Source organism: Nonomuraea sp. CX421 (assembly GCF_059358955.1).
Genome location: NZ_JCADBK010000025.1, coordinates 98,150 through 118,132 on the forward strand (window position 1 = coordinate 98,150; position 19,983 = coordinate 118,132).

Below are 19,983 nucleotides of genomic sequence, written 5' to 3' on the forward strand. Positions count from 1 at the left end.
GCGACGTCACCGGGAGCCGGGACAGACGCGGGCGAGCCGGAGCAGGGCCGCGCCGCAGAGATAGACCGGGAGCATCAGGACGGGCAGCGCTCCCTGCCCCGCCAGGGCGGCGCCCAGCAGCCCGGCGATGACGGCCGCCGCGCCGGTGACGGTGGCGGCCGTGCGGAGCCCGCCGTTCGCCTGGGGCAGGGTGATCGGCCGTGCGCGCCGTTCGACCCAGCCGAACAGCGCGACGAGCACCGTGAGGAGCACGGCCAGGATCGCCAGCCAGGGCAGCCGGAGCAGCAGCCACTCCGACGAGCCCGTGGCGGGCTGCGGCATCAGGCCGGTCGGATAGAGGGCCAGTGCGGCGATCACGACGGCCGTCAGGTGCCAGAGGAAAACCGTCATGATCACGGAGTTGACCGCCACGATGACCAGCCACGGACGCGGCCGTCCGAGCCACCGGATGCCGCGATCGTGCAGCAGGAAGACGATGCCGGCCTGCGTGACGGCCAGGGCGAGCAGCGCGAGCGTCGGGGGCGAGGTGTTCTGCAGCCGCTCACCCGGGATCGCCACCATGCTGATCGGATAGGGACCGGCGACGGTGAGCGCGACGAGAGCCGCGAGCCCGCCGGCCGCCATCGGCAGGGCCACGGCGCGGCGGACGGGCAGGGTGCCCTCCCGCCAGGCGATGCCGAGCTGATGGACGGCCAGCCAGGCGAGCAGGAAGTTGGCCTGGCCGAGAGAGGGCCGGCCGAGCAGCCTGGCGACGTCTCCGAGAGCGACCAGCGCCATGAGCACGACGGGCACGGCGAGCCCCGCCCGCCGGTCGAGCGCGAGCATCACCGGCGTGAGAAAGACGGCGGCGAGGTACACGATCAGGAACCACAGCGGCACGCAGGCCAGCCACACGGCCGTCCCCACCGACTTCGGGTCGGCGCCGAAGACCAGGGCCAGGCAGGCCACGCCGCTCAGGACGAGGACGAGCATGCTGGTGGGGGCGACCAGTCGGGCCGTACGGCTCAGCAGCCAGCTCACGGCGGTGCCGCCCCGGCGGCGCTGGGAGTCCAGGGAGGCCGCGTTCGCGAACCCGCCCACCAGAAAGAAGACCGGCATGACCTGGAACAGCCAGGTCAGGGGGCGGGTCCACGGCAGCACCTCCAGGGCGCTCGCGCCGCCGAACCCGCCCCGGTAGGTCACCGAGACCGACAGCCAGTGCCCGAGCACGACCATCGAGATCGCGACCGCGCGCAGCAGGTCGATGAGGCGCTCCCGCTCGGGTGGAGTGCGGTCGGCGGCCTGCCTGAGCGCGCGGGCGACGCCGTGCGAGCGGCGGAACAGCGCCTGGAGCACGCCAGTCGTCCTCTCATCCGGCATCAGGGATCATCTGAATTATCAGGAATATGGTTCTGACCTGCCCATATTCGCCGGCGTCTAGACGTTTCCCGAGTGGCGCCGCTCCCGTCAGGTCCTCGGATCCCCCGGTGAGCATCACCGGGGGATCCGGAGGCTCAGCCCTGCCGTCGGGCCAGATGCTCCTGCAACTCGGCGTGGCGGAACTGGTAGAACGGGCCGGCCGCGCGCAGCAGTCCGCGCCGGTGCAGGCTGTCCAGCAGCCGCGCCAGCCGCAGGGGGCCTCGGCCCAGCAGGGCCAGGTGCCCCTGAAAGATCACCGATCTGAGCCAGGTGTCCCGCCGCCGGGCCATGAAACCGAAGGAGAAGGCGAACACGGCGACGAGCAGTGCGTCGTTGGCCGGGCGCATCCCGCGCTGCGCGTCCACGAAGCTGAACAGCTCGACCGCGAAGGCGAGCACCGTGCCGAGGATCACGCTGTTCACGAGGTGCAGGCCGGTCAGCGCCCGGTTCACCCGCCACGTGGACACGGGTGTCACGGCGGCGGTGAACACCGGCGGCCGCTCGTCGGGCGCGGCGGAGCGAATCTGCATCACCTGGAGCGTGAGCCAGTTGAGCACGGCGACGGCCACGAGGGTCGCCAGGCCCATCAGGGGGCCCTCCGCCCACCACATGTAACCGGCCACCGGTAGCCCGAGCGGCATTCCGAACATCATGAGCGGGCTGTTCGCCGCGACCATGCGGACGAAGTCGAGCAGCCGGCGGCGTGCCCGCAGCGGCGCGAAGTCGGGCGAGTCGGTGGCCGACAGCCTGGGCATGCTGATGCCCAGGCAGAAGCCCAGACCGAGCATCGCCCCGAAGTGGACGTCGTCGATCAAGGCTCCCATGACCGCGGCGGGCAGGCTGATCACGGCCCCGGCCAGGACCCCGACCCACTCGGAGACCAGCTGGCGGCCTCGCCCGGGGAAGACATAGTCGACCATCCGCCACCAGGCCAGGTCCTGCGCCCCGTTCCTGGACAGCAGGCCGGCCAGCCAGGCGAGCCGTTCGGCGTCTCGGGCGGGAACAGGTCCGCCATGACCGAGCCGGGCCTCGACGAGACCGTCCAGCAAGTGCTCCCGCAGTGCCCCGCTCTCCTCGCCCGGCACGCTCAGCAGCGGAGCGGGATCGGCGTCCCGATCGACGTAGACGACCTTGACCAGCCAGAGCCCCCAGGCGGCGGAGGTGACGTACGCCAGGGCGGGCGCCTTGCCCTCCCGCAGCGCGTCCAGCGCCTTCACCCACGCCGGGGAGGGCTCCGCGGTGAAGCACGCGTCCAGATACGCCGCGGCGGCCTGCTGGTCCAGGTCCTTCGGCGCGATGACGGTCGCCCCCTTGAGCGCCCGCGTCGTGCCCACGGTGTCCTTGTACGCCCTGGTGCGCGAGGTGATGATCACCTGGTCGCGGTCTCCCAGCGTCCGCGAGAGCTCGCGCAGCACACCGGCGCGGGCGTCCTCGGGCAGTTCGTCCAGCCCGTCGAGCACGGCCAGGACGTGCCCGCGGCCGGCCAGCAGGTCGGTCCCGTCAGCGCCCTTCCCGATCCCGCGCAACGCCGCGTAGTCCGCACGCACGCGGGAGGCCACCCACTCATGGAAACGCGGGTGCGTCTTGACGTTCCATTCGGCGATCGGCAGCAGCACGGGGACGGGTTCGTCGGCGGTGCGCGTCTCGATCAGGTGCAGCAGCAGCTCGATGGCCAGCGTGGTCTTGCCCGTCCCCGGCCCGCCTGTGATCACCAGCCGGCGGCGGGGAAGCCCGCGGAAGAAGGCGGCCAGCCCGGCGACCTCGTCCGAACGCAGGCAGGGGTCCGTCCCGCGCGGCCGCCCGCCGGACCTGGGGCCGTGCGTCACACTCCACGAGACCGGGATCAGCGCGTCCCCCTGCCGCCGCGCCGCGGCCTCATCCGCCCATTGGTGGGCCACCAGCTCGGCCAGATGGGTCTTGGCCTCGGACAGGGTCGGGGTCGTGGCGGTGACCAGGGTGAACCGGTAACTCAGCCAGCAGCCGAGTGCCGTCACCCCGCAGGCGATCGCGATCCACTTCGGGCTCCACACCCCGTCGTTGAGCACCTGGTTCAGAGCCACCGCTCCTGCCGCGCTGGTGAAGGTGGCGACCGCGAACAGGAGCCGAGGGCTTGATAAGCCTCCGCTGCGCATAGCGAAGCATGCTAGCTTGCGCGATCACGAACCATGCGTGATTCGCGCCCGTGACGCTTCGCGGTGGCGGCCCGGTCTCGTCCTGCCGGTCGCACCCACCACGACGCCCCGGTGTCAGGCGAAGCGCTCGATCGTCACGGGGATCAGCCCCGAGTGGCGCAGCACCGTCACCAGCTCCCGCAGCAGCGGCCGGACGGTGTCGTCCGACGCGCTCGCCAGGCAGGCGGTCAGGTCGAGACACCAGGCCACGCCGGGACCGATCCGGCGAAGGTCCCAGGTGAAGTCGTCGCCGGCGACGCGGCGGTGCGCCGTGCCGGCCACGCGGGCCGGCGGATCGGCGAGTGTCATCCGCCAGGCCGACCGCAGCCGGGGCGGGCCGTCCTCGCGAAGGTCGTTCGCGAACAGGACGCGATAGACCCGCCGGTCGCGAAACCCGTCGGGGACCCGCTCGGGGCCGAGCCGCAGGGGAGCCGAGCCGCCCAGGGGCTGGTGGTCATGGAAGTGGCCGCGCAACGCCGCTTCGCCGGGCAGCTCGCCCCCGCCGAGCCGGCGGTAGACGACCTCGGCGTCGTCACGGCGGACCGCGACGAGCCGGGCGCGCAGGCGCGCGTCCGTGCGCATCCCGCGGCTGAACGCCGCCGAACTCCACCAGCCGTCCGTCGCCGTCCACCCGGCGCTGTCGAGGCCGATCGCCGTGTGGTCGCCGGCCAGCGTGAACTCCTCGACCACGATCCCGCCGGGCCGCGGGGAGGGAGCACCGGTCTCCGGCAGGATCAGGTAGTAGTCGAGCCGGGGCTCCTCGGCATCGGTGATCGTCGGCCCTTCGGACCGGCGGATCCCAGCGGTCATTCGTCCGTGCCTCTCTCCAGTGTTCGGGCGGCTCGCCGAGACTACTGAACGGCCCCCTTCCGGCGCCGCCGGACCGGTGGCCGGCCGTGCCGGATCCGGCGTGGGCCCCGCGAGCGGATGATGCGCGCGGGCGTCACCACGGGTCAGCAGCCGGGGTACGTGTCCCACGCCACCCGGCCGCCGGTGAACTGGGTGGTGAAGTCGTCGGCGAGTTCGGTGATCGTCTCTCTGCCCTCCAGCCGGGACAGCCACCGCTGAGGCAGGGCGGCCTCGCCGTGTCGGGCGCCGAGAAGGTTGCCGCAGACGGCGCCGGTGGAGTCACTGTCGCCGGAATGGTTGACGGCCAGCAGCAGCGCCCGCCGCATGTCGTCCTCGCTCACTAGGGCGCAGTAGACCGCGATGGCGAGTGCCTCCTCGGCGACCCACGCGCCGCCGAGCCGCTCCACCTGCTCCGGCGACGGCCGTCCTTCGGCGGCGAGGGCGACCGCGGCCCGGAGCGCGGCGCTGGTCTCCTCATGCGCGGGCTGCTCGGCGAGCAGGTCAAGAGTCTCCTGTACGGCCTGCGCCAGCGTCCGGCTCTGGACGAGGAAGTGGACGAGCGCGGCGCAGGCCCCGGCCGCGAGGTAACCGGTGGGATGCCCGTGGGTGATCTGAGCGCAGTCGGCCGCGAGCCTGAAAGCCGCACGCGCGTCACGCGCGGCCAGGCCGAACGGGGCCGAACGCATGACGGTGCCGCATCCCTTGGAATCGGGATTCACCGGCCCGGGCGCCCCGGGGGCGGCGACAGGGCCCGTCTCGGCGCGCAGTCCGGACAGGCAGGCGTTGCCCGGCGCGCGGCGTGAGTACAGCCACGTTCGGGTGCGCAGCCGGCCGGTGCGGACGAGAGCGTCCGCCGGGGGTGGGGAGCGGTGCTCCTGGGTGTCAAGCCACCGCAGGTAGGCGTGGCGCACGACCGCCGTCTCGCCGCCGCCGATGCCTCTCTCCTGAACACGGACATTCGCCCGGATCAGGCCCTCGACCGTGAACAACGTCATCTGGGTGTCGTCGGTGATCGAGCCGATCGTGCCGCGCCAGTCGGGCGCGAGATCGGTCAGCCCGGCCCGGCCGTGGTCGCGGCGGATGGCGGCGATCGAGCTGAACTCGACGGGCGCGCCCAACGCGTCACCGATCGCCCCGCCGAGCAGGCAGCCGCGCACCCTGCTCCGCAACGCCGGACCTCCTGTTGCGACATCGCTCACCAGGATGGGCTCCTCTCTTGTGGACGGCCCGACGAGCGTAGCGGCGGAGTGGCGCGCGGACGAGGGCCTGGCCCGGCCGTGCGCTCAGGTGACGCTGCGGCGCAGGTTGGTGCGGTAGGAGTAGTGCTCGGGCAGGAAGTGGCTGATCGCCAGCTCGACCGGCCGCCCGCCGGTGTCGAGGTAGAGCCGGTCGATCCGCAGCAGGGGATGCCCGGCGGCGCAGCCGAGCTGCCGCGCGGTCGGCTCATCGGCGAGCGCGACCGTGATGCTCTGGTCGGCCTCGGCGATGGGCGCCTCCAGCCGGGTGTCCAGCAGGCCGATGATGGTCACCTCGCTGGTCGAGCCCTCGGCCGCCAGCTCGGGCAGCCCGGCCAGGGTCCGGCCGACATCCGGCGGGAGGTAGACCGTGGTCAGGCAGAACGGCGTGCTGTCGTGCAGCCGGCGGAAGGCCAGGCCGTAGACGACGTCGCTGGACAGCCGCAGCCGGCCGGCCGCGTCGACGTCGACCTCCCGGTGCAGCGGCACGGTGATGTCCATCCGGGTGTCGACGGACAGGCCCATGAGGTCGTCGACCGAGCCGAACTGCCGGATGTAGGCGCCCTCCCTGGGCATCGCGAACGTGCCGCGTCCCGGGATGCGGTAGACCATGCCCTCGGCGACCAGGTCCTGGAACGCGCGGCGTACCGTCTGGCGGCTCACCCGGTGGCGCTCGGCCAGCTCGGCCTCCGTCGGGAGCCGACGGCCACCGGAGTAGCGCCCCTGCAGGATCTCGTTGCGGACCTCGCGGGCGAGCGCCACGTAGCTGCTCTCCCGGCGACCGGTGCTCGCAGCCATCCCCACCTCGGTCTCACTCACGCAGCGCGTCACCCTGGATCGGCATGCAGCCTATCCGGCCTTTCCCCGGTCCGCCGCCCGCCGGCGCCGCCCACGCCAAGGCGGCTCGCGCCGGTACGGCTCATGCCAGGACGGCGACGAAGCGCCAGTCGAGGACGTCGGCGGGGTCTTCGCCCGCCCGGGTCGCCTGGACGTGCGAGCGCAGGTGGACGAGCCCTCCCCGGGGGAGGGGGTCGATCCGCTCCACCTCGATCGTGCTGCGCAGCGTGTCGTTCTCCCGGACCGGGCCGAGATGGTCGCAGCCGTGCCAGCCGACGACGGTGACGATGTCCGGCAGCGCGCGAAGTGCCTGGTGCAGCGCGAGCCCGATGGTGTGGCCGCCGTACACGAGCCGGTCGGGCGCGTCGTGGTGGACCCTGGCGACGTTGAGCGTGAGCCGGGCCAGCTCGGGCGCCGACGTGACGACGTCGCCGCCCGCCACCTCGAAGACCGTGCCCGGCGTGAGGCCGTCGAGGTGGGGGCCGGGCCGCTCGGCGCGGTAGGCGTCCAGGTCCCACCCCGCCGTCACTCCGGCGAGGTCCTCGGGGGCGGGGGCGGTGCCGATGCCGGTCAGATCGTCGGCGTGCCCGGTCTCCAGGGTGCCGTCGCGCAGCGGCAGCATCGCGCAGCGCCAGAAGTCGAGCACCGGGCGGCCGTCCTGGTCGGTGGTGCTGATCCGCAGCGCGGCCAGGCCGGTGGCGGCGCGGCCGGGCCGCCGGGAGTTCTGCCGCAGCCCGACGACCTCGGTGACGGTACGCAGCGTGTCGCCGAGAGCGGGCGCCCGGCGGAACACGACGCCCCGGTAGAACAGGTTGGCCACCACGGTGTGCGTCGCGCCCGTGGACTGCCCGATGGCCACGTCCCACACCAGGTGCGGCGCGGCCAGCACGTCCCCGACGACCCGGCGCGACAGGCGGCGGTCCAGCGCCAGCGGCAGCCGGCAGCCGACGATCGCCTGGTGCGCGGCCGCCAGCCCCTCGGTGAGCGTGGCCGCCGGGGCGTCGAACCGCTGCCCGATCCGCAGATCCTCGAAGTACGGTCCGTCCACCGGGACGCGAGTCATCGCGCACCTCCCACACCAGGTCACCAAATGTCCGGCCAAAGTCTCATGTCGGAGGGGATTACGTCAATAGTGGCCGTTGACAGCCGTTGTGGCTACGCCCCAATATGGCCGTACAAATAGTGAGAAGGGTGCTTGATGATGGTCGAAGGAACCGTTCCGGCCGCCGGCAAGCCGCTGGCCGGCCTGCGGATCGTTGAGATCTCGACGTTCGTCGCGGCGCCGCTCGGCGGGATGACGCTGGCGCAGCTCGGGGCCGACGTGGTGCGGGTCGATCCGCTCGGCGGGGCGCCGGACCACTCGCGGTGGCCGCTGGCCCCCTCCGGGACGAGCATGTACTGGACGGGGCTGAACAAGGCGAAGCGCTCGCTCTGCCTCGACCTCCGGTCCGCCGAGGGCCAGGCGCTGGTCGCCAGGTTGGTCGCCGACAGCGGCATCGTGCTGACCAACTCGGCCGGCCGGCCCTGGCTGGCCTACGAGGCGCTCGCCGAGCACCGGCCGGACCTGATCCACCTGCGGATCGAGGGCCACCACGACGGCACTCCGGCGGTGGACTACACGGTCAACGCGGCCGTCGGCTTCCCCATGGTGACCGGTCCGGAGGGGCACGCCGACCCGATCAACCACGTGCTGCCCGCCTGGGACATGGCCTGCGGGCTGTACGCGGCGATCGGCATCCTCAGCGCCGAGCGCCGCCGGCGGCTCACCGGGCAGGGGCAGGCGATGAGCGTGGCGCTCTACGACGTGGCCCTCGCCATGGCCGGCAACCTGGGGTTCCTCGCCGAGGCCCAGGTCGGCGGCGTCACCCGGCCGCGCGTCGGCAACCACCTGTACGGCGGCTTCGGCCGCGACTTCACCACGCGCGACGGCCGGCGGGTGATGGTGGTGGCGCTGACCTCCCGGCACTGGCGCGACCTGCTCGCGGTGACCGGATTCGGCGACGCCGTCGCCGCGCTCGAACACGCCCTGGGCACCGACTTCTCGCTGGAGGGCGACCGCTTCACCTACCGCGAGGCGCTGGCCGGGCTGCTCCAGCGCTGGTTCGGCGAGCACGACCTGGCACACGTCGAGGCCCGGCTCCGGACGACCTCCGTGCTGTGGTCCGCGTACGGGACGTTCGCCGACCTGGTGGGGGAGCGGGCCGGCGAGGTGCGCGCCAACCCGATGATGGCCGTCATCGACCAGCCCGGCGTCGGCGAGCACCTCGCCCCGGGCTCACCCATCGCGGCGGACGCGGCCGGGCGCGACGTGGTGCGCGCGCCGGTGCTCGGCGAGCACACCGGCGAGATCCTGCGCGGCCTCGGGCTGCGCGACGACGAGATCCGGGACCTGCGCGAACGCCGCATCGTGGCCGTGCCGGGCCCCGACGCCCAGGCTCCCCACGCGCCGGCACCTGACACCCAGACGCCGGACACCCAGACGCCCGACGTCCAGACGCCCGACAAGGAAGGAAACGGCCGATGACCCGGCTCGCGCAGACCGCGGGACTCACCGACGTCCAGCAGGAGATCCTCGACACCGTACGGGACTTCGTCGACCGGGAGATCATCCCGCAGGCGCAGCGGCTGGAGCACGCCGACGAGTACCCGCAGGAGATCGTCGACCGGATGCGGGAGATGGGCCTGTTCGGCCTGACCATCCCGGAGGAGTACGGCGGCCTCGGCGAGTCGCTGCTGACCTACGCCCTGGTCGTGGAGGAGATCTCGCGGGGCTGGATGAGCGTGTCCGGGATCGTCAACACGCACTTCATCGTCGCGTACATGCTGATGCGGCACGGAACCGAGGCGCAGAAGCGGCACTACCTGCCGCGGATGGCGACCGGTGAGGTGCGTGGCGCCTTCTCGATGTCCGAGCCGGGCTGCGGGTCGGATGTGTCGGCCATCAGGACCAGGGCGGTGCGGGACGGCGACGGCTACGTCATCGACGGCCAGAAGATGTGGCTGACGAACGGCGGCTCGGCCACGCTCGTCGCGGTGCTGGTGAAGACCGACGAGGGCGCCGACTCGGTCTACCGGAACATGACCACCTTCCTCGTCGAGAAGCCGCAGGGATTCGGTGAGGTCGCGCCGGGGCTCACGGTGCCGGGCAAGATCGAGAAGATGGGCTACAAGGGCGTCGACACCACCGAGCTGCTCTTCGATGGCTACCGTGTCCCCACCGCGGCGGTTCTCGGCGAGGCGCCGGGCCGCGGCTTCTACCAGATGATGGACGGCGTCGAGGTGGGCCGGGTCAACGTCGCCGCCCGCGGCTGCGGCGTCGCGCTGCGCGCCTTCGAGCTGGGCGTCAGGTACGCGCAGCAGCGCGAGACGTTCGGCAAGCCGATCGCCGAGCACCAGGCGGTGCTGTTCCGGCTGGCGGACATGGCGACCAAGGTCGAGGCGGCCCACCAGATGATGGTGATGGCCGCACGCAAGAAGGACTCCGGCGAGCGCAACGACCTGGAGGCAGGCATGGCCAAGTACCTGGCGTCCGAATACTGCCGCGACGTCGTCGAGGAGTCGTTCCGCATCCACGGCGGCTACGGCTTCTCGAAGGAGTACGAGATCGAGCGGCTCTACCGCGAGGCGCCGATGCTGCTGATCGGCGAGGGCACGGCGGACATCCAGCGGATGATCATCGGCCGCCGGGTGCTGGAGGACTACAGGCTGCGGACCTGACATTCCATGGACATCATCTGTGATGGACAGTATCTTTACTATCCTTACGATGATGGAGAGCGAGGTTGCTCGATGTCCGACGTCCGGTTCGTAGACAGCCACATGCATCTGTGGCATCTGACCGCGCACAAGTGGTATCCGGCGCTCGACCCACCCGAGGGCGAGGACGACTTCGGCATCGGGGACATGGCGGGTCTCCGGCGTGACTACCTGCCGGCCGACTACCGGGCGGACGTCTCCGGCTCCGGGGTCAGCGTGGACAAGGCGGTTCACATCTCCGCCGTCACCGCCCCCGGCAGCCACCTGGACGAAGCCCGCTGGCTCGACACCCTCGCCCCCGCCGGCGGCCTGGTCGGCGCGGTCGTCGGCGCCGTCGAGCCGGGATCCGACGCGGCCACCGTCGAGGCCGACCTCGCCGCCCAGGCCGAGAGCCCGCTCTTCCGCGGCATCCGGGTGCTCTACGGGTTCGACCCGGCCGACCCGGTCACCCGGCGGCTGGTCCAGCTGCTCGACCAGGGCGGCCACCTGCTCGACGTGGTCATCCACCCCGCCGAGGTCGAAGGCTGGCTGCCGGTGCTGCGCGACGCGCCCGGCCTGTCGGTCGTCCTGGAGCACGCCGGCTGGCCGGACAGCGCCGACCCCGGGCATCTGCCCGTCTGGCGTGACGGCCTGACGGCGCTGGCCCGGCTGGACAACGTCAGCTGCAAGATCTCCGGCCTGCCGATGGCACTGCACACCATGGACGCCGCCACCCTGCGCCCCTGGATCGAGACCTGCCTGGAGGTCTTCGGCACCGACCGCGCCTTCTTCGGCAGCAACTTCCCCGTCGACTCGCTCTTCGGCACGTACGCCCAGCTCGCCGGCGCGTACCTGAACGCGACCAGCGGGCTCACCGCCGCCGAGCGGGACCAGGTGTTCGCCGCCAACGCCGAGCGCTGCTACCGGATCTGAGGGAGATCGCGATGAAAGTCGGCTTCACCATGGACATGCGCAACCCCCTCGGGCGGCCGTGGCGCGAACACTGGGAGGACTGCCTCAAGCTGATGTGCGAGTCGGAGGCCATGGGCTTCGACTACGTCATGGTGCAGGAGCACTTCTTCCAGCCCGACGGCTACGCCCCGTCGGTGCCGGTCTTCCTGACGCTGCTCGCCGAGCGCACCAGCACCATCCGGATCGGCTCCTACATCTACATCCTCCCGCTGCACCACGCCGCCATGCTGGCGCAGGAGACCGCGGTGCTCGACCAGCTCTCCGAGGGACGGCTCGACGTCACCGTCGGCTCGGGGCACAGCGCGGCCGAGTACCGCGCGCTCGGCTACTCGCCGAAGACCCGCCCGTCCCGCATGGAGGAGGGGCTGGAGGTGCTGAAGCTGGCCTGGACCCAGCGGCCGTTCAGCTACACCGGCCGCTACTACGACCTCCAGGACGTCTCCGTCGCGCCGGCGCCCGCGCAGGACCCCCACCCGCCGCTGTGGGTCGCCGCCACCGCCCCGCCCGCCGCCCGCCGCGCCGGCCGCGTGGGGGCGCACCTGCACGGCGCCGCCGTCGACCCGGAGTTCCACGAGGCGTACTTCGCCGGGCTGGCCGAGGCCGGGATCCCGCGCGAGCAGGCCCGGATCTCCAACCCGTGGTCGATCACCGTCACGGACGAGCACCCGGACAAGGTGTGGGAACGGCGCAAGGACCTCATCTTCGAGCGGTGGGACTTCTACCGGCGCATCCGCAACGAGATGGGCGACAAGGACCTGCAGTACGGTCTGCCGCCGTCGGCCGACGCCTACCGGGACTTCGAGCTGATCGGCGACGCCGAGACGGTGATCGGGACCCTGGAAGGGTTCGTCAAGTCGCTTCCGCTGACCGACATCGTGCACTCGGGGCCGGCCGGCGGGACTCCGCCCGAGGAGGCGTACGCCGACCTGAAGCGGTTCGCCGACCGCGTCCTGCCCACCCTCAAGAGCTGGTAGGCCCCTCCGGGGCCCGCACGAGGACCGGCGGTCGGCGCGAACCCCTCACCCTCCCGTATAAGGCCCGAGCTCCTGCTGGTACGGGAAGCTGCCCGGCTGGTAGTCGCACCAGGGCTCCTCGCCGAACACGTCACCCGTGCAGGCGAAGGCGCGAGACCGTGATCCGCCACAGATGGCCCGGAACTCACAGGCGCCGCAGCGTCCCGCCAGCCGATCGGGGTCGCGCAACGCGCGGAACAGCGGAGCCGATCGGTAGATCTCGGTCAGCGGCCGCTCGCGCACGTCGCCGGCGGCCACCGGGAGAAAGCCCGACGGATGCACGGTCCCGGTGTGGGAGACGAACACGAGACCACGGCCGGCGTTGACGTCGATGGGCGGGCGGCGGGTCCGCCGCTCCTCGATGAGCCCGGCCTGCCGGGCCCGCCGGCGCAGGTCGTGGTAGAGCGGGCCGAGGTTCAGCTCGTCGGCGTGGTCGGCTTCGTGTCCGGCCAGGATGAGGCGCTGCACGGCGACGCGCCGGAAGTGGTGCGCCTCGGTGGTCTTGACCGGGATGACGGTGCCGAGGTCGTAGACGAAGTGCAGCACGTCCTCGGCCTCCCTCGGGCTCAGCGCGGCGAGGGAACGGCCGCGGCCGGTGGGCACGAGGAAGAAGACGCTCCACAGCATGGCGCCCTGATCGCGCACCAGCCGGGCGATGTCCGGCAATTGGGTGAGGGTGCCGCGCGTCACGGTGGTGTTGATCTGCACCTTGAGACCGGCCTGTCGTGCCGCTCGCCAGGCCGCCAGGGTGCGGGAGAAGACGCCGTCGTAGCCGCGGAAGCGGTCGTGGCGGGCGGGCGTGGCCGCGTCCAGGCTGAGCGAGATCGCCGCCGCGCCCGCCTCCCGCAACCGGCTGAGGTTGGCGGGGGTGAGGGCGGGCGTGGCCGAGGGCGACACGGCGGGGGCCAGGCCGAGCTCGCGGCCGTGCCGTACCAGGTCGAACAGGTCGGGACGCTCGAAGGGGTCACCTCCGGTGATCACGAACAGGGGCGCCGGGCGGCCGAAGGCCGCGATCTGGCGCATCAGCTCCCGCGCCTCGGCGGTGCTCAGCTCGCCGGGATGACGGTCGGGCTGGGCTTCGGCGCGGCAGTGCAGGCAGGCCAGCGGGCAGGCGCGGGTGGCCTCCCAGATGACGATGAACGGGCTGGCCGCCAGGTCGCGCCGGGCGTGGCGCAACGGCCGCATGGGTGCGGTGGACGGGGCGCCGGGCTGTCCGGTCACGGTGCCACCTGGCACGGGAGGCGGTTCGCGGCTTGCCCGTGCGGAATCACCGGGGCACGCCGGTGGTGGTGGTCACGGCTCATCGCTTCGCCCTGGTGCGCATGGGTCCAGACTTGCCGCGCCTGACCCGTTCATGGCAGGGACCAAAGTCCCGTCCGGGGCGTCCGATGGACCCCTCAGGTTCCCAGCGCCGGCACGGCCTGCCGCGGTGGCGTGGTTTCTGTGGGTGGCCGCGGAGGCGGGTGGGCGTTCCGGCCGACCGCGATTGCCCGGGGTCTGGTGTTTTCGCCTTCGGCGTTGTTGCGGGCGCGGGGTACTTGGCACGGTCTTAAGTCGGCCGGAACGCCCACCCGCCTCCGCTCCACTGCCCCCGCCGTCCTGTCTGCCCGCCGCAGAACGGGCGGGGCTTCGACGCCTTCCTGCTCGCCGATGCTGAAGCGCCTGTTTCCGCCCTTTGGGCTTGGTCGCCGTAGCTGAAGCCTTCACTTGCCGGCACAGTGCGGGCCGGGCGCCGTAGTCGTGGCCGGCCTTGCCGAGGAGGCCGGCATTGAGCTGCCCGCTGATCCGGGCACCGGGAATCCGCTTTCATGACTGCCTGGCGCAGATGCGCGCGATGGGTGCGGGCGCTGCCGCCGAAATGACCAGTTCGGATGACCGCCACGACATGACGCGGAAGGATGAGGTCAGTGAAGTACGTGATTCTGGAGACGTTGGACGAAGATGGCATCCCGTCCACCTGGCTTGATCCCGTCCCCTATCTTGAAAAGTTGCCGCAACTGGCCGAGGAGTTGCCGCCCGGAGCCCGCGATTTCGCGTTGCAGCCGGCTCATTACGCGTTCGGCGACCCGGAATGCGTCAAGAACCTGAGCGCGGTCGAGGTCGCCTTCGACGGCGGCCGGCGATCGGCGACGATCCGCCTGTCGCCCAACCCGTGGATGCAGCCCATGCGCCGGGACCAGCGCAGGATGAGTAGCGTCATCGTGGCGTAGAGCGCAAGGTAGAAGCCGACCGTGATCCACGCGGGCACGACGGACTCCAGCTTGAATCCCCACCAGGGCGAGCAAGCTGGGGAGCCAGAACGCCAGCCCGGCCGCGATGGTGATCGCGAAGACGGTCCATGGGCTGGCCGGCGTGGCCGGGAGGAGGGGGCGGCGGAATCGGACGGACAGGAACGCGGCGATGAGCCAGGGCGTGTCCGGCCGGCGTGAGCCCGCCTCTACCATCGAGATCGGCACCGCGATGCTCCACATCCCATGGATGGCCAGAACGAACACGGTCCAGTGGGCGCCGATGCCCAGCGCCGGAATGAACCCGTAATCGAGCAACCGCAACCCGACATAGTCGGGATTGAACAGCGACTGGGTCAACAGGCCCTCCTCGATCACGGCATAGGCGAGCCCGAGCAGGATGATCCCCGGCGCGCGAGAACCAGCAGGCCGAGTGCCGGCAGAATGCGTTTGAACACGTCTACCCTCACCGGTTGTAGAGTCTGCGTGCCCACAGGTACCCGCCCAGTGCGATGGCCGCGCTCCAGAGTGCCGCCGCCGCGAATCTGGATCCCGCGGGCTGCCCGGCCAGCAGCGCGCGCAGGGTTTCGATGACCGGCGTGAACGGCTGGTGTTCGGCGAACAAGCGCAGCGGGCCCGGCATCGACTCCGGCGGGACTACGCCGCTGCCCAGGAATGGCAGCAGCATCAGCGGCATCGGCAGGTTGCTGGCCGTGGCCACGTTCTTGGTGACCATGCCCAGCGCGGCCGACAGCCAGGTGATCGCGAAGGTGAACATCGCCAGCACCCCCACCACCCCGAGCCAGTCCAGCGCCGAGGCGGCGGGGCGGAAGCCGATCAGCAGGGCCGTCAGCGTCACGGCCGCGATCGCGATGAAGTTCTGCACGAGCGCGCCGAGCACGTGCCCGGTCAGGACCGAGACGCGGGCGATGGCCATGGTCTTGAACCTGGCGACGATGCCCTCGGTCATGTCCATGGCCACCGAGATCGCGGTCCCCTGCGCGGCGCTCGCGATCGTCATGATCAGGATGCCCGGAGTGACGTAACCGACGTAGGCGGCGCGATCGCCGCCGATCCCGGCGCCCATGATGCCGCCGAGGACGTAGACGAACAGCAGCAGGAACACCACGGGCACGGCCACGAACGTGAGGATCAGCGTGGGGTAGCGCCAGATGTGTTTGACCTGGCGCCGCAGCATCGTCGCCGAGTCGTTGATCGCTCTCATCGGGAGGGCTCCTTTGCCGGCGGCTCCTGGGTCAGGGTGAGGAAGACGTCGTCCAAGTCCGGGGTGTGCACCGACAATTCGGCAACGTCGATGACCTGCGTGTCCAGCCACTCCAGGAGTTTCCGCAGCGTCCTGACTCCGCCGGAGTCGGGGATCTGGACGGTGAGCGCCGCGTCGTCGCTGGAGGTGGCGCCGACGTGGCCGGCCGCCCTGCGGTACCCGTCGGGGTCGGCGAAGCGCACGACGATGTGGCCGCCGGGGACCATGCGCTTGAGCTCCTGCGGGGTGCCCTCGGCCACCAGGCGGCCCTGGCTGAGCAGCGCGATGCGGTCGGCGAGTTCGTCGGCCTCCTCCAGGTACTGGGTGGTCAGGAAGATGGTCACGCCGTCCTGCTGGACGAGGTCCCTGACGATCTGCCACATGGTGCGGCGGCTGCGCGGGTCCAGGCCCGTGGTCGGTTCGTCGAGGAAGATGAGCCTGGGCGTACCGACCATGGTCATGGCGAGGTCGAGCCGGCGGCGCATGCCGCCCGAGTAGGTGGCCGCGGGCTTGCGCGCGGCGTCGGTAAGGTCGAAGTGCTCCAGCAGTTCGCGGACGCGCGTGCGGCCCTTGGCTCGGCCGAGGTGGAGTAGGTCGGCCATGAGTCGCAGGTTCTCCTCGCCGGTGAGGAAGCTGTCGACCGCGGAGAACTGGCCGGTGACGCCGATCGCCGCACGCACCTCGTCGGGTTCCTTGGCCAGGTCGTGCCCGGCCACCCAGATCTCGCCCGCGTCGGCCTTGATCAGGGTGGACAGGATCTGCACTACGGTGGTCTTGCCCGCGCCGTTCGGGCCGAGCAGCGAGAAGACGGTGCCCTGCGGGATGGTGAGGTCGATGCCGTCCAGGACACGGTGGGCGCCGTAGGACTTACGCAGCCCCGTCACCGAGACGAAGGTTCGCATCGCGTTCACCCCCGATCCCAGGTGACGGGCAGGCTGTGCACGCCATATACCTGCGAGGGGTCGGCGCGCAGCGACAGCTCTTCAGCCGGTACGGCGAGCCGCAGCCTCGGGAAACGGTGGAGCAGCGCAGGAAACGCGACCCGCGCAGGGCGGTGAGCGAAGGGGACGGGATCGAAGGGGCAGGCGGGTGCGCGGTCGAGGGACGGAGTGACCGGCTCGTCACGATAGTACGTGTTCGACATGACTGAAAGCTACGTTGCTTTCAGAAATTCCGTCAATCAATCGATACGCTTAAATGCAGCTCAAGGCGGATAAATTGATGCGTTGGCGCTGACGCTGAATGCAACGATACGTTGCATTGTGTGGAGCCGAACGCAATACTGGCGTCATGCCAGAGGGAAGGTTGACCCGGCAGGACCGCCAGCGCATCGCGACCGGCCTCGCCGAAGGGCGTTCGTACGCCGAGATCGCCAGGCGGCTGGCCCGGCCGACCTCGACGATCAGCCGCGAGGTCGGCCGCAACGGCGGCCCCGGCGACTACCGCCCCGAGCGGGCACATCAGGCGGCGGCGCGGCGGGCGCGGCGCGGCACCCCGGCCCGTTCGCCCGAACCCCAGGACCGCACGGTGTTGCAGGTGGAAGAAGGAGCCGTCGAGATGGCGGTCGGGATGGGCCTGCCGAAGATGGTGGCGCGCGTGCTCATCGGCCTGTGGCTGAGCGAGGACGGCAGGCTCACCGCTGCCGAGCTGTCGCGCGGGCTGAACGTCAGTCCCGCCTCGATCTCCATGGCCGTGGGCTACCTGACCCAGCAGGGACTGATCAGGCGCGAACGTGATCCGCAGCGGCGCCGCGACATCTACGTGGTCGACGACGACGCCTGGTACCACTCGACAGTGATCAGCGCCCAGCAGACGCTCGCGGCGGCGGAGATCACGAAGGCGGCGGGACAGACGCTCGGGCTCGACACGCCCGTGGGACGCCGCCTGGCCAGGGGCGGTGTGTTCCTGGAACGGATCAGCCTGGACGCTCTGGCCTCGGCCGAACGCTGGCGCGACACCCCGCCGTGATCAGACCGTAGGGATTGTGGCCCCGGGTCTCACGTGCTGTCGTCCGATCGCCCCCTTAAACGCCCACGAGGCCCTGTTCGACCCGCGTAACGAAACTCCCACACGCAGCGCCACGCCAGCGGCACCACGGAACGAAACTTCGTGCGAGGCATTCCGAATGCGGGCTGACCGTCAGCCTGGGTCTCCCGCTGCAGTTCGCGCAGGCGCAGATACCGAGCGACGAAGATGGTCTTCTGCGCGCGGCCGACCTCCAGCATGGCCTGGTAGGTCGGGGAGATCGTCACCCAGGCAAGCTTCGGCAGCGCGGTGTCGGGCGCCTCCAGCTCGGCGCGCATCTCGGCCTTCAGCTCGGCGATGAACTCCTGGGGGTCCAGCGGTTTGCGCAGCTCAGCGTAGTTCTCCACGCGGCGGGCGGCGAAGTCCTTGGGCAGGTCCTCTGCACCGTGGTGCGGTAGGCCGGGCCCTTGGTCTTGAACTCGTGCACCAGGTCCTTGAGCGTCTGCTCACCGCCGGTGACGGCCGGGAAGACGACCGCGCGGACCGGATTGTCAGGGTTGCCGAGCGCGGCGTCGGCGACCTTGAACAGGATGTTCTCCTTCCCGGTCGCCCGCTTGAACGCGTTGATCAGCTCCTTGGTCACCTTTCTGTCGGCCCGCGCCTTGATCCGATGCGCGGTGGCGATCAGCAGCTCCACCAGCGTGTCGATGATCTCCCGCTCCCGCTCGTGCATCAGCGCCGCCAGCAGCAGGACGGTCAGCACGCGGGTGGGTGCGCATGTGCGAGGGCGCCTCCACCGCCAGGGCGCCAGGACCTTGGGCGCCACGCTTGAGCAACTCCTCCCGGACCCGCTCCGGCCGTCGCTCAGCATGGGCGACGTTCTCGGCCAGCCACCCCGCCAGCTTGGCGGCGTCCGCTGTCGTGCGGGTGCGAAAGCCGAGGTGCGTGCGGATCTGACTGCGGTGATACTCGATGGTGGAGCCGGACCACTCGTAGAAGCCGAGCTCCGAGGCGGGCACCTGAACTTGCTTGGCTACATGTTCGACCATGTCGTCCGGCAGTTCCGAGCGGCCACGCGGGAACCGGCCGTGCTGCGTATAGAACTTCAACAAGATCGCAAACCCGAGTCGCGTGGCGTCCCGCTATCCAGCGATCAGCTCGCGCTCTTCGTCCAGGATCGTCCAGTGCTCGACCAGCTCGTCGATGTGCATCGGAGGTGTTTCATGACCGCCCAGCATTGACCAGGCAAGTCACAACAAGACCAACACCGTTTGGGGCTCATGACACGTTTCTTACCGGCACGTCTTCTTCCTTCGCCCAGCCGCGTTCTGCCAGCCGCTTCAGCTTGGAGCGCAGCCCTTCCCGAGCCGCACCCAATGGAAATAGGCCAATGGAGATAGGCCGATGGGAATGATCGGTTGGTGTTCTGCTTCACCGTGGTGTGCCGGCCCGCGCCGGAAGACGATCGCCTTCCCTGGCGCGGCCCGGCACACGCAGGTGACATGAAGCCGTCAGACTTCTTCGACGCTGCTCGGCTCACGCCGGGACAGATCGATGCCGAGCTCCTCCGCGGCGCGGAAGACGTCCTCGTCGGCGTCTCGCATCTCGATGGACATGCCGTCGCTGGAGAGCACCTCGACGTTGAGGCACAGCGACTGCATTTCCTTGATGAGGACCTTGAAGGACTCGGGAATGCCGGGCTCGGGAATGTTCTCGCCCTTGACGATCGCCTCGTAGACCTTCACGCGGCCCAGGACGTCGTCGGACTTGATGGTCAGTAGCTCCTGGAGCGCGTAGGCGGCGCCGTAGGCCTCCAGGGCCCACACCTCCATCTCACCGAAGCGCTGGCCACCGAACTGGGCCTTACCACCGAGCGGCTGCTGGGTGATCATGGAGTAGGGGCCGGTCGACCGGGCGTGGATCTTGTCGTCCACCAGGTGCAGGAGCTTGAGGATGTACATGTAGCCGACGGCGATGGGATAGGGGAACGGCTCGCCGGAGCGGCCGTCGAACAACCGGGCCTTGCCGCCGCGCTCCACCAGCCGATCCCCGTCGCGGTTGGGGATGGTGCTGCCGAGCAGGCCGACGATCTCGTCCTGATGGGCGCCGTCGAAGACCGGGGTGGCCACGTTGGTGCGTGGCTCGACCTTCTCGAAGCCCTTCTCACGCAGCCGCTCGGCCCAGGCCTCGTCAACGCCGGAGATGTCCCAGCCGCGGGCGGCGATCCACCCCATGTGGTTCTCCAGGACCTGGCCGACGTTCATCCGGCCGGGCACGCCCAGCGGGTTGAGGATGATGTCGACCGGGGTGCCGTCC

General features: G+C 70.9%; 18 protein-coding genes and 2 pseudogenes. 6 read left to right on the plus strand and 14 right to left on the minus strand.

All coding sequences use genetic code 11. From position 1 onward, the window contains the following. Positions 1 to 6: 6 nt before the first annotated feature. From AC5L3X_RS32275 to AC5L3X_RS32300, 6 genes are all read right to left on the minus strand, one after another. Positions 7 to 1,359 (minus strand): acyltransferase family protein, encoded by a 1,353-nt coding sequence (locus AC5L3X_RS32275; RefSeq protein ID WP_494862058.1) that lies wholly within the window; start codon positions 1,357 to 1,359, stop codon positions 7 to 9. Between the two features lie 134 nt (positions 1,360 to 1,493). Continuing rightward, positions 1,494 to 3,530 carry an NACHT domain-containing protein gene (locus AC5L3X_RS32280; protein ID WP_494862059.1) on the minus strand — a complete coding sequence of 679 codons (2,037 nt, stop codon included), beginning with the start codon at positions 3,528 to 3,530 and terminating at the stop codon, positions 1,494 to 1,496. 114 nt (positions 3,531 to 3,644) lie between these two features. Next, positions 3,645 to 4,379 (minus strand): hypothetical protein, encoded by a 735-nt coding sequence (locus AC5L3X_RS32285; RefSeq protein ID WP_494862061.1) that lies wholly within the window; start codon positions 4,377 to 4,379, stop codon positions 3,645 to 3,647. Positions 4,380 to 4,522: 143 nt separating this feature from the next. Next, positions 4,523 to 5,617: an ADP-ribosylglycohydrolase family protein gene (locus AC5L3X_RS32290; RefSeq protein WP_494862062.1), complete on the minus strand. Its 1,095-nt coding sequence runs from the start codon at positions 5,615 to 5,617 to the stop codon at positions 4,523 to 4,525. An 84-nt stretch (positions 5,618 to 5,701) separates the two neighbouring features. After that, on the minus strand, positions 5,702 to 6,472 hold the full coding sequence (locus tag AC5L3X_RS32295) for a GntR family transcriptional regulator (protein ID WP_494862064.1): 771 nt from the start codon (positions 6,470 to 6,472) through the stop codon (positions 5,702 to 5,704). Positions 6,473 to 6,572: 100 nt separating this feature from the next. Next, the gene (locus tag AC5L3X_RS32300) at positions 6,573 to 7,553 is read right to left on the minus strand and encodes a MaoC family dehydratase (protein ID WP_494862066.1); all 981 of its coding nucleotides are present in this window, start codon (positions 7,551 to 7,553) and stop codon (positions 6,573 to 6,575) included. Positions 7,554 to 7,688: 135 nt separating this feature from the next. On the opposite strand from AC5L3X_RS32300, the gene AC5L3X_RS32305 reads away from it, so the two are divergent. The 4 genes from AC5L3X_RS32305 (at position 7,689) to AC5L3X_RS32320 (ending at position 12,171) form a co-directional block, all read left to right on the plus strand. After that, positions 7,689 to 9,014, plus strand: coding sequence for a CoA transferase (locus AC5L3X_RS32305; protein WP_494862067.1), 1,326 nt, complete (start codon positions 7,689 to 7,691; stop codon positions 9,012 to 9,014). Beyond that, the gene (locus tag AC5L3X_RS32310; RefSeq protein WP_494862068.1) at positions 9,011 to 10,207 is read left to right on the plus strand and encodes an acyl-CoA dehydrogenase family protein; all 1,197 of its coding nucleotides are present in this window, start codon (positions 9,011 to 9,013) and stop codon (positions 10,205 to 10,207) included. The genes AC5L3X_RS32305 and AC5L3X_RS32310 overlap by 4 nt, the downstream gene beginning before the upstream one ends. Positions 10,208 to 10,279: 72 nt before the next feature. Next, positions 10,280 to 11,158: an amidohydrolase family protein gene (locus AC5L3X_RS32315; RefSeq protein WP_494862070.1), complete on the plus strand. Its 879-nt coding sequence runs from the start codon at positions 10,280 to 10,282 to the stop codon at positions 11,156 to 11,158. Positions 11,159 to 11,169: 11 nt separating this feature from the next. Continuing rightward, complete coding sequence (locus tag AC5L3X_RS32320) at positions 11,170 to 12,171, plus strand: LLM class flavin-dependent oxidoreductase (RefSeq protein WP_494862072.1); 1,002 nt, start codon at positions 11,170 to 11,172, stop codon at positions 12,169 to 12,171. Positions 12,172 to 12,216: 45 nt separating this feature from the next. On the opposite strand, the gene AC5L3X_RS32325 is transcribed toward AC5L3X_RS32320, so the two are convergent. Continuing rightward, positions 12,217 to 13,431: a TIGR04053 family radical SAM/SPASM domain-containing protein gene (locus AC5L3X_RS32325; protein ID WP_494862073.1), complete on the minus strand. Its 1,215-nt coding sequence runs from the start codon at positions 13,429 to 13,431 to the stop codon at positions 12,217 to 12,219. Positions 13,432 to 14,117: 686 nt separating this feature from the next. Here AC5L3X_RS32325 and AC5L3X_RS32330 point away from each other — a divergent pair. Then, entirely contained in the window at positions 14,118 to 14,420 is a 303-nt protein-coding gene (locus AC5L3X_RS32330; RefSeq protein WP_494862074.1) for a hypothetical protein, read from the plus strand. Positions 14,421 to 14,904: 484 nt separating this feature from the next. On the opposite strand, the gene AC5L3X_RS32335 is transcribed toward AC5L3X_RS32330, so the two are convergent. The 3 genes and pseudogenes from AC5L3X_RS32335 to AC5L3X_RS32345 all read right to left on the minus strand — a co-directional run. After that, the gene (locus AC5L3X_RS32335; protein WP_494862076.1) at positions 14,905 to 15,663 is read right to left on the minus strand and encodes an ABC transporter permease; all 759 of its coding nucleotides are present in this window, start codon (positions 15,661 to 15,663) and stop codon (positions 14,905 to 14,907) included. Further along, positions 15,660 to 16,604, minus strand: a complete 945-nt coding sequence (locus tag AC5L3X_RS32340) for an ATP-binding cassette domain-containing protein (protein ID WP_494862077.1) — start codon at positions 16,602 to 16,604, stop codon at positions 15,660 to 15,662. The genes AC5L3X_RS32335 and AC5L3X_RS32340 overlap by 4 nt, the downstream gene beginning before the upstream one ends. A 5-nt stretch (positions 16,605 to 16,609) precedes the next feature. Then, positions 16,610 to 16,747, minus strand: a pseudogene (locus AC5L3X_RS32345) (cytochrome P450); the annotation flags it as partial. 245 nt (positions 16,748 to 16,992) lie between these two features. On the opposite strand from AC5L3X_RS32345, the gene AC5L3X_RS32350 reads away from it, so the two are divergent. Further along, positions 16,993 to 17,670, plus strand: a complete 678-nt coding sequence (locus AC5L3X_RS32350; RefSeq protein ID WP_494862078.1) for a GbsR/MarR family transcriptional regulator — start codon at positions 16,993 to 16,995, stop codon at positions 17,668 to 17,670. 29 nt (positions 17,671 to 17,699) lie between these two features. On the opposite strand, the gene AC5L3X_RS32355 is transcribed toward AC5L3X_RS32350, so the two are convergent. The 4 genes and pseudogenes from AC5L3X_RS32355 to AC5L3X_RS32370 form a co-directional block, all read right to left on the minus strand. Further along, positions 17,700 to 18,074, minus strand: coding sequence for a Tn3 family transposase (locus AC5L3X_RS32355; protein WP_494862079.1), 375 nt, complete (start codon positions 18,072 to 18,074; stop codon positions 17,700 to 17,702). Further along, positions 18,014 to 18,493 (minus strand): hypothetical protein, encoded by a 480-nt coding sequence (locus AC5L3X_RS32360; protein WP_494862087.1) that lies wholly within the window; start codon positions 18,491 to 18,493, stop codon positions 18,014 to 18,016. The genes AC5L3X_RS32355 and AC5L3X_RS32360 overlap by 61 nt, the downstream gene beginning before the upstream one ends. Positions 18,494 to 18,584: 91 nt before the next feature. After that, positions 18,585 to 18,779: pseudogene (locus AC5L3X_RS32365) on the minus strand (DUF4158 domain-containing protein); the annotation flags it as partial. Positions 18,780 to 19,178: 399 nt separating this feature from the next. Beyond that, positions 19,179 to 19,983, minus strand: an 805-nt coding sequence (locus tag AC5L3X_RS32370; RefSeq protein ID WP_494862080.1) for a DNA-directed RNA polymerase subunit beta, incomplete at its 5' end; no start/stop codon positions are given.